The organism is Alteromonas sp. ABH4_457 (assembly GCF_056160625.1).
The window spans coordinates 455,265-468,794 of sequence record NZ_JBSWXN010000004.1; the positions used below are offsets into that span (position 1 = coordinate 455,265).

Annotated in this window: 12 protein-coding genes; 4 read left to right on the forward strand and 8 right to left on the reverse strand. The window is 42.3% G+C overall.

All coding sequences use genetic code 11. The features are described from left to right. Positions 1-10: 10 nt before the first annotated feature. Genes ACXAGR_RS12190 through ACXAGR_RS12200 form a run of 3 tightly spaced genes read right to left on the reverse strand, consistent with a single transcriptional unit; the run spans position 11 to position 3,101 of the window. Positions 11-574: a hypothetical protein gene (locus ACXAGR_RS12190; RefSeq protein ID WP_474850593.1), complete on the reverse strand. Its 564-nt coding sequence runs from the start codon at positions 572-574 to the stop codon at positions 11-13. Positions 575-597: 23 nt separating this feature from the next. Further along, complete coding sequence (gene recJ / locus ACXAGR_RS12195) at positions 598-2,490, reverse strand: single-stranded-DNA-specific exonuclease RecJ (protein ID WP_474850595.1); 1,893 nt, start codon at positions 2,488-2,490, stop codon at positions 598-600. Between the two features lie 38 nt (positions 2,491-2,528). Then, positions 2,529-3,101, reverse strand: coding sequence for a hypothetical protein (locus ACXAGR_RS12200; protein WP_474850597.1), 573 nt, complete (start codon positions 3,099-3,101; stop codon positions 2,529-2,531). 91 nt (positions 3,102-3,192) lie between these two features. Here ACXAGR_RS12200 and ACXAGR_RS12205 point away from each other — a divergent pair, with 91 nt between their 5' ends. Continuing rightward, entirely contained in the window at positions 3,193-5,889 is a 2,697-nt protein-coding gene (locus ACXAGR_RS12205; protein ID WP_474850599.1) for an ATP-dependent DNA helicase, read from the forward strand. Positions 5,890-5,914: 25 nt separating this feature from the next. Here the strand turns inward: ACXAGR_RS12205 and ACXAGR_RS12210 are convergent, their stop codons facing one another. Continuing rightward, positions 5,915-7,090 (reverse strand): hypothetical protein, encoded by a 1,176-nt coding sequence (locus ACXAGR_RS12210; protein WP_474850601.1) that lies wholly within the window; start codon positions 7,088-7,090, stop codon positions 5,915-5,917. Between the two features lie 71 nt (positions 7,091-7,161). Here ACXAGR_RS12210 and ACXAGR_RS12215 point away from each other — a divergent pair, with 71 nt between their 5' ends. Further along, entirely contained in the window at positions 7,162-9,162 is a 2,001-nt protein-coding gene (locus tag ACXAGR_RS12215; RefSeq protein ID WP_474850603.1) for a RecQ family ATP-dependent DNA helicase, read from the forward strand. A gap of 146 nt (positions 9,163-9,308) precedes the next feature. Next, a complete protein-coding gene (locus tag ACXAGR_RS12220) occupies positions 9,309-9,953 on the forward strand; it encodes a hypothetical protein (protein WP_474850604.1) in 645 nt (214 codons plus the stop codon). A 34-nt stretch (positions 9,954-9,987) separates the two neighbouring features. Here the strand turns inward: ACXAGR_RS12220 and ACXAGR_RS12225 are convergent, their stop codons facing one another. Genes ACXAGR_RS12225 through ACXAGR_RS12240 form a run of 4 tightly spaced genes read right to left on the reverse strand, consistent with a single transcriptional unit; the run spans position 9,988 to position 12,679 of the window. Then, a complete protein-coding gene (locus ACXAGR_RS12225) occupies positions 9,988-10,263 on the reverse strand; it encodes a hypothetical protein (RefSeq protein WP_474850606.1) in 276 nt (91 codons plus the stop codon). Between the two features lie 2 nt (positions 10,264-10,265). Further along, positions 10,266-11,183, reverse strand: coding sequence for a recombination-associated protein RdgC (locus ACXAGR_RS12230; RefSeq protein WP_474850608.1), 918 nt, complete (start codon positions 11,181-11,183; stop codon positions 10,266-10,268). 10 nt (positions 11,184-11,193) lie between these two features. Further along, complete coding sequence (locus tag ACXAGR_RS12235) at positions 11,194-12,051, reverse strand: hypothetical protein (RefSeq protein WP_474850610.1); 858 nt, start codon at positions 12,049-12,051, stop codon at positions 11,194-11,196. Further along, positions 12,044-12,679 (reverse strand): hypothetical protein, encoded by a 636-nt coding sequence (locus ACXAGR_RS12240; RefSeq protein WP_474850612.1) that lies wholly within the window; start codon positions 12,677-12,679, stop codon positions 12,044-12,046. The genes ACXAGR_RS12235 and ACXAGR_RS12240 overlap by 8 nt, the downstream gene beginning before the upstream one ends. A gap of 168 nt (positions 12,680-12,847) precedes the next feature. On the opposite strand from ACXAGR_RS12240, the gene ACXAGR_RS12245 reads away from it, so the two are divergent. Next, positions 12,848-13,522 carry a hypothetical protein gene (locus ACXAGR_RS12245; protein WP_474850613.1) on the forward strand — a complete coding sequence of 225 codons (675 nt, stop codon included), beginning with the start codon at positions 12,848-12,850 and terminating at the stop codon, positions 13,520-13,522. Positions 13,523-13,530: the final 8 nt, after the last annotated feature.

The window sequence follows — 13,530 nt, forward strand, 5'->3', positions numbered from 1 at the left end:
TAAATACCTGTTAAAATGAAGTTTCCAAGGTTACCAAATCCGATGCGGGTTGCTTGCGGATTGTGGTTACTAAGTCTGGGTTTTCCTCTAATGCTTCAAGAAAAGAAATGTTCTCATAGCTTGCCCATCTACGGGCCTGCGCGATTGCATTGAGACCTTGTTTGTTGGTGGCAAAGGGATCGGCTCCCAATCTCACCATAAAACGGAGGAAATCAACGCCATTCTTTTGAGTGGCCGCTATAATCGGCTTACCTGATATAGCAATATCCTTATTGATATCAAAGTTGCTTTCAATGCATTCTTTCAGCACCAATTTATTGTGCAGCCTTGATGCATAAAAAAGTGAGCAATAGCCGTCTTTATCAACTTGGTGAATGATATCTGGGTGGGTATCGAACATACTGCGAATAGCTTTGTCTGGTGCTTTGGCACGCAGGAACTCCCCAACCCAGTGGAATTGCGAGTTAGATGCTTTATCCACAAAATCGGACTGCAACAACTCAACGGCTCTGGTAAAGCTACCATCCTTTAGGTTACGCAATACAGCTCTCTCAGTGTGGGTCGCAAATTTCATATATACCTACCAAAATAAAATACCTACAATATACGACCTATTATATTACCATTTTGGCTATTTAATCCAATGCTATCCATATCTCTTTTACGCTTTGCAAGTGAAGGGATATTTACTTGGTGTCCGCAGTCTGCATCAATCCTTGTGTTCTCCAGTCGTTCCAGCTTTTTTACCATGAGTTGTAGCGTTTCGTTTCCTCGCCACTTGTTTATGTCCATAGTAAAGACGATTTTGACGCGGTTAGGGAGCGGTTCATAGTTGCCTTCTGGGATGCATCCGAACTGGATGGCGTCCACTCTTTTGCCACCTTTTTGCAGAGTCATTTTTAAGTGAGTTCCGTCTGCGCCGATAGGCTTTGCTTCTACCACATCAAAGATGCCGCAAAAAAGAGGTGCAACAAAATTTTGCCCCCATGGCCCGCCCTGATTAATCATGTGTGCCCGATGAAGATCTAAAAATTCTTCAGGAAACTCTTCAAAGTCAACTTCCATTAGCCCGTCTTTAATGTCTTGTGTCAAATGCTCTTCACAATGTGCATCAAACAATTCGGAAAAGACATTTAATGCCGATTTTTTCAGTGAAAGGCCCGCAGCCATAGCATGGCCGCCAAACTCACCGTCAACTAAAACTTCAGGGTGCTTTGAAGATATTTCTTTCAGTACATGTTTAAGGTGTATACCTGCAACTGATCTGGCTGAACCCTTGATATAGGCAACGCCGTTCTTATCTTCGGTATCGCCGAATACAATTACCGGACGGTTTGCTTTCTCTTTCAATCTCGATGCGACAATGCCTATAACACCTTCGTGCCAGCCTTCGCCGTAGACAACCATGCCTGACTTCTCCAGTTCAATAAATTCGGCTGCATATTCATTGGCTTCATCTACCATATCTTTTTCGACTTCACGTCGCTGCTTATTCAAATAATCAAGCTGACCGGCTATTTCAGCAGCTTCTTGGGCTGTTTTTGACAATAGGCATTCAATTCCTATTTCCATGTTTGACAGCCTGCCTGCGGCGTTGATTCTGGGGCCAATCTTAAATCCCATGTCGCTGGCTACTATTTCCCCTACTGTCGCTCCTCCTACTCTAAGGAGTTCCCTGATCCCATGGCGCATCTTATTGGCATTCATTCTATTAATACCTGCCGTAACAAGTATCCGATTGTTTCTATCCAATGTAACGACGTCAGCAATAGTTCCTAAGGCAAGGACGTCGAGTAGCAACCGAATATCCGGCTTGAGTATATTTAACTGCTGAAACACCCCCTGTTCTTCCATAATGGCTCTGGTTGCCATTATGGTGTAGAACATGACGCCGCAGCCAGCGAGATTCTTGGATTCAAATTCACAGCCGATTTGATTTGGGTTTACGATGGCGTGACAGTCAGGTAGTCCACCCTTCTCATCTGGCAGATGGTGATCGGTGACGACAATCTCTGTATTGGGCATTTGTTTTCTGGCTTCAGCGATTCCTGAGAACGCGGTGATCCCGTTGTCCACTGTTACGATTAGGTCACAGCCATAATCTCTTGACATAATTTCGTTAACCAGCGGGATAGACAGCCCATAGCCATGCTTGCTCCGGTCTGGGACGATGTACTCCACTCTTCTAGCGCCGAGCATATAGAGTCCATCAACCGCGATTGTGGTTGATGTGGCTCCGTCAGCATCATAGTCTCCTACGATTAGGATCGTAGAACCTTTCATGATGTGTTTAATGATAATGGAAGCAGCTTTATGGATATCTTTCATTGTCCACGGCGAGAGTATCCCTCTCAATTCATGATCAAGTTCTTCAGCACGGCAGATTCCCCTGTTTTTGTATATGGTATCCATCATTGGGTCAGAATGAACGGCGGGGATGTTTATCGCCCGCTCTGGTTGAGTAAATTTTTTTACTTTAATCTGCTGCATGTATTAGAGTACCTATTAATTCGTTATGCTATTACACCTTAAAATTTCTGCATAATCAAATTTCCAATCGCTTTTTCGTATTCTGAGTGGACAGTCTGTTCCGGATTTAGCATTCTTGTTGACAAAAACAGCCTCTGTTGATATTTCTCATTGCTTGCATTCAGAATGAATATATCGTTCCCGTAATTTTTTAGTTGGCACACAGGTAGTTTGCCGGAATAGCTGTTATCAATAAAAGTCATACATTCTAAATCGAAGCTTTTTCCTTCGATCAATTCTTTAACTAAGTTCTTGTCCGACGATTCTGCAACCCCCCCGAGTATCACTCTTGCGAGGACGGTTTTGTTTTTTCCGTTAGATTTTGCACCCCAGTTTTTCCCTTTTATATTATTACTCTCAAGTGCTTCCGCCAACGCCATTCCATTCTCTGCCTTCACAATTGCTGAGTATGACTTCTCTACAGCAAGAACAGATACCTTGGCTCCAAAGAGCTTAGTACCTATAAAGTCGTACTTCTTTTCTTTGAGAGCAATGGAGCCAATGGCGTTTGCGGGGCTTGCTGCCAAAACAGATACACTGAGTAACAGTGCTACAACTATTTTAAGTTTCATAGACGATCAACTCTGACTTTTGTTATAATAGGTTGTATATATTACACAGGCATTCCTCTTGTGTTAAGAAATTATTTAGTGAGGTTAGGTGATGGCTTACACAAAAAATGTGTTGGTGTGTTCTCGCTTGAAGCGATTCAAGGATAATGAGGTTTATCTTGCAAAAGATACTGAGCAGGATCTCTGGTGTCTTTTCGAGGTGGCGAAATCAAAGTCAGAAAAAATCGGAAATCGCCTGAGTGGAGAAACTCTTACCCTAGAATACTCAAACGCTATGGGGAGCACATCCAGCAAACCTGTTGAGTTGGTGTCTAAATTTAATGATGCTCGTCGAAAGCAGCTTGAGGTTATTGAGGTAGACAGGCTTAAAAAGACAAGAATCCCGCATATAGAAGTGGCGAGAGAAAATTGGAAACCACTTAGGGTCAAGGGTATATCCAATTCAGATAAATATACCCTTTTCTCCGCATACGGAGACAAAATATTTGATATGGCGACAAATAACAAGGGTGATCTTGTGATGAACGCCAGAGCATTCGGCTACTCTTTACCTTCTGTTTTTGCTCTTACCTCAAACGCAAAGAAGATAAATCTTTCGATTGAAGCAAAAGGACTCATGAAAAAGGCAGGGTGGAATGAGAAGCAAGTAAAGGATGCAGGTATGCATTATGGTCTTAACTTGGGTGTGATTGCCGCTATAGAGCCTTACGCCCTGCTCGCGGGGGCATTTAAATCGGGTACATTTCATAAAATTGATGACGATATTCGTAACGTTGGACTCGTAGACAGACTGGCTTCTCATTCCCGTCACCAAGACCTTGTGCGTCAGTGGGGGGGGGAGTTTTCAAATGAAAGAATGGCATCGTCAAGAAGCTATTACATCCTGAGCATGATTTGCAGTGAGATGAATTCAAGAGGTCATACTGCTTTTAAATTGGCAGATGTAGTTAGCCGCTATGCTGATATTAATAATGGCCTTGATTACTCTGAAGCTGAGAGCGTCGTAAAGAAAAAAATCGAAGATGGTTTATTTAAATCAATCGATGCGGGGCGTGATGGGTATTTCATCTCGCATGCCAGAAATTATGGTGTCGAAGATCTAATTTACGATGAGATAGTTAAACGCTTGGATGTGCCGTACAAGCCTGTCATGGCGTCTTCTTTGCTCTTCGAAGATTATTACACTGATGAGCAGAGGCAGGCGATAAAGATAGCGGTAGAGCGTCCTCTTGCTCTGGTAACAGGTGGTGCCGGAACAGGTAAAACAACCACAGTTAAGGGTATCCTGACAAACCTTAGTCGGATATATGGTCGAGACTCTCAGGTCTTACTGGCTGCGCCCACGGGCAGAGCTGCTCAAAGAATGACGGAGCAGACTGGAATTGAGGCTGTAACGATTCATAGTTTACTGAAATACAATCCGGATAAGGGCTTTATGGAGGCTCAGATACCTGATGACGTTTCAGCAATTATCATAGATGAATCCAGCATGATTGACAGTGCTCTGTTCTACAAAATCTTGATAGCATGCCCTCCTGATGTTCGTATTATCCTGACTGGGGATATTCAACAACTGGTGCCTGTTCAGCCCGGCCAGCCTTTCAAAGACCTATTGCTCTCCGAGCTATTGCCGTGTGTCACATTATCGCAACCTCAGAGAACTGGCGCAAAATCCAACATTTATATGAATGCGAACCGCGTGATTAAAGGCGTTAAGCCTGTTTTGACTGGAGATATGGATGACTTTTTGTTTGTACCGACTAAAAGTGACGCCGAGACAATGCGGGAGATAGAGAGAATTCTGACAGAGGATCTTATCACTGTTTATGGCATAAGCCCTGACCGCGTTCAGGTGCTGTCGCCAATGCGTCAGCCTAAGGGTGAGGTCGGAATTACTGGTGTCAACAGAAGCTTGCAGTCTCTTCTTAACCCTAACTTCAAAGGCAGGGAAGAGATATGTGTGTCAGATAAAGTTATTTTTACGAGAAATAATTATCAACTGAAACTCTACAACGGCGATGTTGGAACGGTGAAGTCTTTAGAAGAAGGGAAGTGCATAATTGATGTCGCAGGAAAAGAGCATGTGATTGATGAAGATCAGCAAAGGTTTTTGGATTTGGCGTATGGGCTAAGCGTCCATAAGACTCAGGGGTCTGAGTATGACTTGGTGATTATGCCGCTTTCGAAAAGGCATGCCTTTATGCTAAACCCTGAGATGCTCTATACCGCTATTACACGAGCAAAGAAGCACTTTATTTTTGTAGGTGATGAAGAGGTTATAAATACTGCTCTGAAAAATACAATGGCGAATCATCGAAATACTTATCTTAGAAGTAAGCTTATCGGTGAGAAAATGAACAGGGAAAGAAAGATGAATGGTCTGCCTGAAGCAACTGTGTCACCTAAACAGGATGAGTCAAGGCAGAAAGCGCCAAAGGTATCGAACCATTCGGATCTTTCTTCTGTCAAGTCCTCAACTCAGTTGAAGGCTGACGGTGATGATAAACGAGAACCTGACTTCGAGCCACCGGCTATTGACACAAATTCTGGCATGCCACCCGATCTGTCAGACATGATGGGTAACGAACAAGAGGATGACTCATACCATGATATGGGTGATTACGACTTTAATCAGTTGTCTTCTTCAAAGCCAACTATTGACACAAGTACCACTGAAGAAGTCTGTAAAGAGAGCATTCAAGATTCATCTAAAGTTGACCAAGTTCAGCCAAAGCAGGTAATCAAGAGGGAGATGGAAGAGGATTTCGATTGGGATTTTAACATGTAATAGAAAGGGGCTGTTTGCCCCCTTTCTATAAAATGCAGAGGATGCCTCCACCAGCTAGCACAAACGTCATTATTCCCAATAAAATTCCTTTCGTAAGACTTGATAGTCTGGCTATTTTTTTTGCTTGATGAGTCTTAGGTTCAATAGCGGGTTGAGCTTGTTTCGCAATGGCATCTGCGGCACGCTTCTTTAGCATTGCCTGAACCGCCTTATGTTTTGTGTTGATTCTGGCGTAAGAATTTATCTTCTTCTGTTGGTGAACGCTTCCCTCCAGAGCCTTCACAAGCTTTTTCCTTAGCTCCAAAATTTTGCCATTAAGTTCAGATACTTTCTCAGCATTGCCAAAGCCAGAGTGAGCAGAGAGCTTTGCTATCTCGCTGTTTCTGATTTTGATAACCCCCTTGAGCTTAGAAACTGTTGTCCGAAGCTCTTCGTTTGCAAAAGATAATTTTTCTGCCTTTTGTGCATATGCCTCTACAAGATCTACTTGCTCTTCTCGGAGAGATTCAATCTGCGAAACCAGTCGGTTATGGATTTCTAGCTCAATGTATTTGCTGTAATCAACGCTTTGTTGCTCATATTTCCCTGCGGATTCTTGAAGTTCTTTAACCTTAAGCAAGGCATCCTCAAGGTTTGACAGTGCGGTTTCATTTTCCTTCTGCTTTGTATCCAGTGTTTTGAGTAGTTTGCTGATTTTTTCGCTCATTTCAGCTTGTACAGAATGATGATGAGCTTCGATATCCTCGAATTGCTGTTTTATAATTTGATCTTTGGCTAGATTAAATTCAAATTTGGATACGGGTCTGCGACCAAGATGGGTGGTTACATCTTGTATCTGTAAAGCAACGTCTTCGCGAGAGTTTGAGTTGATGCCAAACTCCAGTTTGTGAAGCATGCTTTGGACTGATGCTTTCCAATTATCCCATGTCTCGTCAATCCCGTTGTCTTTAGATGTGACAAACTCGCTCAGCGTGGAAAAACCCAGCTCAGCGCCGTTGGTTCCATCAAGAAGGCGAAGTTCCGGCTCCAGCAAGCATGCGGATACGGGCAAAGCCAGATAGTTTGATACGGCCAATACTTTGTTGCTCCAATCTGCATTTCGATAAATATTGGCAAACTTTTCGTATTCTCCGGCTGTACGCTTCCGGCCTAAAGAGACCACCGGAGACAATAGGGTAAATTGATTTTTTTCTGCATTCATGTTAATATACCACTGTAAATAATAGATACACCCGATTAATATACCACCTATTTTATTGCATTGGAAACTCAATGAATTGCTTTACAGAGGCTCTCGATAAGTTTGGCGTCCGCGCATTCCGCGAGGGTCAAAAGGAGACTATTGATGCTGTCATGCAAGACAAGGATGTGGTTTGCTTTTTACCCACAAGTGGTGGTAAGTCGTTGTGCTTTCAGCTTCCCGCCATGATGGCCAAAGGCGTAACGATAGTCATATGTCCATTGATAGCATTGATGAATGAGCAAGTGGCCTATCTAAAAAGTATCGGTGTGGGTGCGGTGGCTCTCCATAGTGAGTCTAATGTAGAACTCATCAGATCTAAATTAAGTTCTTCCAGTACAAAGTTAATTTACCTTTCTCCAGAAAGATTCTCTCAACGGGAATTCTTGGAGTATATCTCTTTGCGCAGGATTGAGCGCGTAGTCATTGATGAGGCTCACTGCATATCTACTTGGGGTAGTGGTTTCCGGCCTGAATACAAGATGATTGGTGAAAATTTACTTCGTCTCTCAGAATTGTGCAGAGCAAGACTTCCGGTTAGCGCATTCACTGCGACTGCAAATTATAAGGTTGTGGTTGATATTGTTAAAAGCCTTCACCTGTCTCCCAAATCAATATACTTTTATCGTGGTGATGTTATTCGCAAGAACATATATCTCGCCTGCGAGAAGGTGGATTCGAAGCGCAAGGCGTTGCTGCGTAATCTTCAATTGTCACAAGATGAGTGTGTTATTGTCTATTTTTCGTCTATAAAAGACTTGAGTCGTATTTCAGATTATCTGCGAAGTGAAGGTGTTGAGCACGCTGTTTTCCATGGTAAGCTCCCGCAAGAGCTGAAAAATAATGCAGCTGGGATGTTTTTGAGTGGGAAAGTCAAGTTAGTGCTGGCCACTAGTGCTTTCGGGATGGGCGTAAATAAACCGGATATAAGGCAGGTCATTCACTACCAAATTCCTGAGTCTCTTGAGATGTATTATCAGCAAGTGGGTAGAGCGGGTCGGGATGGCAATCCATCTAAAGCTGTCTTGTTATATAACGACAGAGATAAATCAAGTAATCGATTTCTCATGCAGCTTAGCTTCCCTAAATATGAGAATGTGTGGTCAGTTGTTGAAACGCTGAAGGCAGTGTCAGAAGATGGGTTGGTTGATATAAAAGAGAGTAATCTTGTTCTGCTTTCTCCTGTCGCATTAGGGTCGCATGAGCTTCATAGCATTTTACGTTACCTAGAGGCCAAAGGGATGATACAGAACTTCAGTGAGCCTCATGGTGACTATTTGCAAATTGAGCTGAAAAACATAAATGCTCCTTTAGACAAAGAAGGTTTAAATGCTGCGCGTGACTTAGCAATCGAGAGTTTCGATGAGTTATTCAGTCTGGCTGATTCTACATTGTGTCGAACTTTCCTTATACAAGATTATTTTTCGCGGAAGAAATTGCCTTATGTAGGATGCGGGCATTGCGATAATTGTTGTGAGCAGCACAAAAGGCGTGATCTGAATCGCCAAGTGCTTGATGCAAAGGAGATGAGGGTTATTTTGAATGACCTTATTTCTTTAGAGGTTTTCGAGTCGGATGAGATTAAATTTCATTGGATTGGGCAGAGGTTAATATCAGATAAATCCCGCTCATCTTTTGGCTTTCTTAGGTTGTTCTCACTAAGAGAATTAGACAAAATCTTATCAAGATTTTTAGAGGAAGGATTTCTTGCTTCTGTCAGTGATAAGCTTGTTTCAAATGCTGATGTAATGAAGGCTTTTTTGAAGACAAAAGAGAGTTTTATTGTTCTTGTATCTGTGGGAGAAAAGTTGGTCTTGGAGTCCTCAGATAAAGAGTTTTACCAAAAGCTGAAGTCAATCAGGGATGATATTTGCTTAGAATTGCAAGTATCTCCAAATGCCGTTTTTAATGAATTACAGCTACGTAGGATTGCTACATTGCCTTCATTTACAGCATCTGAAATGGCACGTATCGTAGATAACTCTATTGCCTGTGAAATTGAAAAGAGAATGAATCAGGAACTGGCAAATTAAATATACCACATATTAATAAAAACTGTCAGATTTCTTTACTTTAGTTATCTTAATAAAATAAAAAAACTCTAAATATCATTGATATGCATATTGGCCCAATAAATGCTTAATGAATTGCGCCGACATAAAAAGGATGTTTGTTGTTTATGATTAATAATATAAAAAACGCGCTTGTTCTCGCTTCACTATTCTTTGCTGGCATTGCCTCAGCGTCAATAATTGAGCAGACTGATGTGAATGTTCATCTTTCTGTGAATTTTTACGATCCGATTGGGCAAAGTTTTACTGCTGAAGATAGTTCGGTAATCTTCGAGTATGGTTTTGTCGAAATGCACTCAGGGTTCCCTACCCCTCTTCTAAACTTTACTCTATATGAAGGAAATGGATTCGGTGGCGTTAGTTTGTATACTACCGATTTTGATCTGGATGGCTTAACCGACAATGGGAGTTGGAGCGCTGACCTGTGGAAGGCTTTTGACCTTTCTGCTGTCAACCTTGACGTGGGAAGTGTTTATACTGCTGCAATTCAAGTCTATAGCAGCCAGTTTACAGCATATGGTATCGCTGGTTATAAAAGCTCGGTTAACGCTTATGCTGATGGTGAGGTTCATCTCACGTCTCCGTGGCCCTATTCAGATCTTGAGCAACTAGATTTGGCCTTTAGGGTTACGCCGACAGCTGCCTCTTTGCCTACAGACCCTGCTGTGTCTGTATCAGAGCCAATGAGTTTTGGTCTTGTGTTGCTATCAGCCCTTCCTCTTATTTTGCGCCGAAGAAGGGCGTTAGTTTAATAACAATATCAGAGCGCAGAGTAATAGTCGGTCTCTAGCGCTCTCGTTTCGATTTATGAAGATTAAGCAGTCGAGTTGCCAAGCCGTCTTTCACAAAATTTGAAAGTGCAGCATTTCCTGAAACTACTTTAGTTCGCGTAGTGAACTTGCCTTCATCGTCGATGAGCTGAAGAACCAGCTTACTCTCATTCTCCACGTCAGAAACGTACCACATGGCTACTGATTTCTTGCAAAGAACCTGAATTAGCACATCCCCTTTTTTGTAAGGGATGGTAGCTTCAGTTGGCTCATAAGAGTAAGCATGGTTCATTATTAATAATCCTTCATTGATTCCAGTACATGTGGGATCATGCGGCCTAAAGCATCGCGGGTAATGGCAAAATCAACATCGAGTTCCATTGCATCGCGAGCAGAAGCGTCAACATCGCCAGACATGTCTTCTTTGCGTTTTTCTTTGTACATGTCACGATACTTAATGCCAGTCAGGCTCAGAGCATGGTTGACTGTAAAGCCAATATCTTCAGTCCATTCCATTGTCAGTTCGATGATTTCCATTGTGTTCAGGTATTCTTGAACTTTATCATCTTCAAGGTCACCATTTTTGATGGTCATCTTTGTTTTCATTTCGTTGCTCGATTCCATTTTGCACGAGTCGCCGATGGTAAAGTTTGGCGGAGTGTCCCAATCCCTAACCCACTTTGTCATTGCTGCTTTGGGGGTCATTTCTGTTTCAACAGCTTTTAGCTTGATCTTGTCGCCAAAGGTCTGTTTAACAAAGCCTACAACGACCTCCCAGAATGCGTCGCTCGTATTGTTTGCTACCATCAACTTCTTGTCGTTATCAATATACGCGAGCACCTTGGTGAATTTCGACTTTGCTTCCGGAAGAAGCTTGAACTTCATATCTTGCGTAAGCTGTTCCTTCTCCGGTTTGGAGATTTTGTACTCTGGGTTTATTTGCTTACGTTCAGCAATTTTTTCGTTGATTGCGTTTTTCAGGTCGTTGCTATCGACAGATTTGACCTGCACCATCAGTGCCAGAAGGTGTGCGTTACCCTGTGACAAAGACATCACTTCGCTTTCTTCACCAAAAGGTGAAACCCATCCGACTGACTTTTCCTGTGTCGGGGCACACTCTTTAAATTCCATTGCCTTGACCCGCTCTTGCAGATCATCACTGCTAACAGTGAATTCTTCAACATGGGTGAATTTAGCTTTTTTAAACAACATAAAATACTCCTTAAGGGTGGTCTTTCTTCATTAAACTCTGTAAAAATTCAACATTGTTTGAGGCTACTTCTTCATCACTGAACTGAGCCTCAATTCCATCTGATTTGCCTGATTGTACCTTTGCTATGTATGCCTCTTTATCTTCACAATAAGATAAGCACTCTTGAGCATAGACTTTTTCAAATAGCTGTTTAATTGATCGGTCTGTCGCAGACTTCAGGCGGAAGCTTCCAATAATTCCGATGGTGCTCTCTAAGACGGCATGAATTGTTTCATCATGCGTTTGCTGAGATGCTGTCAAAAAGGCTATGTCAGGATCTACATAGCGCTCGCCCATCTCAATAAACAGGCACTCCATAATAAATTGATTCAGGTTGGGTGGGTAGGTATGGTACGCACCTGACTTCCCAATAACTTTTACAGCTGTAATTATTGTTTTTTCGGATATACCGCTCTCGCCGATCTCGGTTTGCCACATCTCAATTTTGCGTCTGGCTCTATCTTTGTCCGACTCCAACCATAGGCGTCCGTAGATAAACTGAAATTGTTCATCCATTTTCTTGATTGCAAGGTAAAGTTTACCGTCCTTTCCCGTAGTAGCAATTCGCGTTAGTTCTTTACAAATCTGAATAAACTTATTTAATACCGGAGGTCTTTCTGCGAACTCAGTACTCGCCATAATTGCTGCTGTAGCTCTGGTAATTACTACTGCACTAAGATTTTCTTTAACAAGCTCATCTACCCATTTGTAGAGTTTTTCCTGAAGTGCTTCACGATCATCGATATCATTGCTGTAGACCCATCTCTGGCCGTAGCGAACCTCAAAGTCCATACTCATTGATGCAACAGCTTGCTTAACCTCAGTCATTCAGAAAATTCCTGTAAAAATCGTCAAAGGACACTTGCTCCCTTTTCTTCTTAAGTCGATTTAGTGCTACCAGTTCATCGCCAATCCAACACTCGATGTACTTTTTCAGCCTGTGTGGCGAACGTCGCGAGTTTGGGTTTGACATAAAGAAGGTATAAATCTTTTCTAATTCTTCATTTATATTCTTATCAGGGTACTTATCACATAATGCTCTATAGAAGCTAGGCTGTACCTGAAATACTTCCTTAGAGTTGTCGTATCCCCTTGTCGGAATTAGGCCGAAGTACCCCTTTGCCGCCTTTCCTTCTCTATCGCAGAATACCTCTGCGCCTTCATTCAGGTGGCTTTTCTTTACTTTGTCCATCACTGAGACGGTATCTATATCAACCTGCTGCCCCAATGCGTCAAGTATCCTCTGCTGTTCAATATGGCGTTTTAAAATACGTGAGTACACCTCGGTATTATTCCCGACTTGTTTAATGGTCAGATACTGGGGCGCTTCCCAAATTTTGGCGTCATCTATTGAAGTCTCAAATGGCCAAGCTTTTTGCACCTCCTTAAGTTCAATCGTATGCTTGCCTTTAATGTAAAGGAAGTCCAAGCACCACCTCACGTATGCCATTTTCATATGGCACCCTGATAGCGCTTTTAATAGCTTTTTAGGTTCGAGGCTGTACAAATAGATTCCCCAGTTGCTGTTCCGCGATAATATAATAGCCCGACTAATTAATCAAATTATACATGATAATTTTGCACTTCGTGTATATAATCATCGTATTAATATTTGGAGTTTCTAGTGTATCAGTTTAACGGTAGTAAGGTATTTTTGCCCCGCGAGATTCATGATGATTGTCAGGTAAGCGGTGTTTATTTGGGTGGCGATGAGGTAGTCTCGATCTCTCTGGATGAAAATCAGCTTGAGAAAGTTCGTAACGCCAGCGCAGATAAAAATTTAAATGGTAACTCTGTGAATGATATAAGGTTACTTGTCTTAGTCTCAGAGTCATCTGCAACTGTATTTTACGACCCATCCTACAAGATTCTATTGTGTCAGAGTTACTTTAAAAACCAAGATCTTGTTGTTGTAAAAACAAAGATTTCCTCTGAATTTCCATCCTCTAAGCACCAAGAACTGGTTGTGTTTTGCGATAAGCTTTTACCGGCGTCCCGATCCGGTCAGGGGGTTATTGTCGATATTGATGGTAGTGTGTTTGAGTTAACTGAGAAATCTCAAATACACTCTCTGCCAAACTCCTATCTTCACGCAGTTGCAACTTCAGCACTTATAATTCCATCTGAAGTGATTTTCACTGAAATGCCGCTATCCCTGTCGTTAGTGTTCCTGTCCACAGAGTCCGGTCTCGTATGCAAACACAGGCTTGTTGCAGAAATAATGACTCCCGCCTCTATCGACTCTCCTGAAGAGGCACCTAAAGGACTTGCAAGGTATCTTCGCTATTACCAGAAATAAAAGGCAGA

Excerpts from the sequence above, each read along its gene's own strand:
- ACXAGR_RS12190 (WP_474850593.1), bottom strand. The coding sequence starts at position 574 with ATGAAATTTGCGACCCACACTGAGAGAGCTGTATTGCGTAACCTAAAG.
- recJ (WP_474850595.1), bottom strand. The coding sequence starts at position 2,490 with ATGCAGCAGATTAAAGTAAAAAAATTTACTCAACCAGAGCGGGCGATA.
- ACXAGR_RS12200 (WP_474850597.1), bottom strand. The coding sequence starts at position 3,101 with ATGAAACTTAAAATAGTTGTAGCACTGTTACTCAGTGTATCTGTTTTG.
- ACXAGR_RS12205 (WP_474850599.1), top strand. The coding sequence starts at position 3,193 with ATGGCTTACACAAAAAATGTGTTGGTGTGTTCTCGCTTGAAGCGATTC.
- ACXAGR_RS12210 (WP_474850601.1), bottom strand. The coding sequence starts at position 7,090 with ATGAATGCAGAAAAAAATCAATTTACCCTATTGTCTCCGGTGGTCTCT.
- ACXAGR_RS12215 (WP_474850603.1), top strand. The coding sequence starts at position 7,162 with ATGAATTGCTTTACAGAGGCTCTCGATAAGTTTGGCGTCCGCGCATTC.
- ACXAGR_RS12220 (WP_474850604.1), top strand. The coding sequence starts at position 9,309 with ATGATTAATAATATAAAAAACGCGCTTGTTCTCGCTTCACTATTCTTT.
- ACXAGR_RS12225 (WP_474850606.1), bottom strand. The coding sequence starts at position 10,263 with ATGAACCATGCTTACTCTTATGAGCCAACTGAAGCTACCATCCCTTAC.
- ACXAGR_RS12230 (WP_474850608.1), bottom strand. The coding sequence starts at position 11,183 with ATGTTGTTTAAAAAAGCTAAATTCACCCATGTTGAAGAATTCACTGTT.
- ACXAGR_RS12235 (WP_474850610.1), bottom strand. The coding sequence starts at position 12,051 with ATGACTGAGGTTAAGCAAGCTGTTGCATCAATGAGTATGGACTTTGAG.
- ACXAGR_RS12240 (WP_474850612.1), bottom strand. The coding sequence starts at position 12,679 with ATGAAAATGGCATACGTGAGGTGGTGCTTGGACTTCCTTTACATTAAA.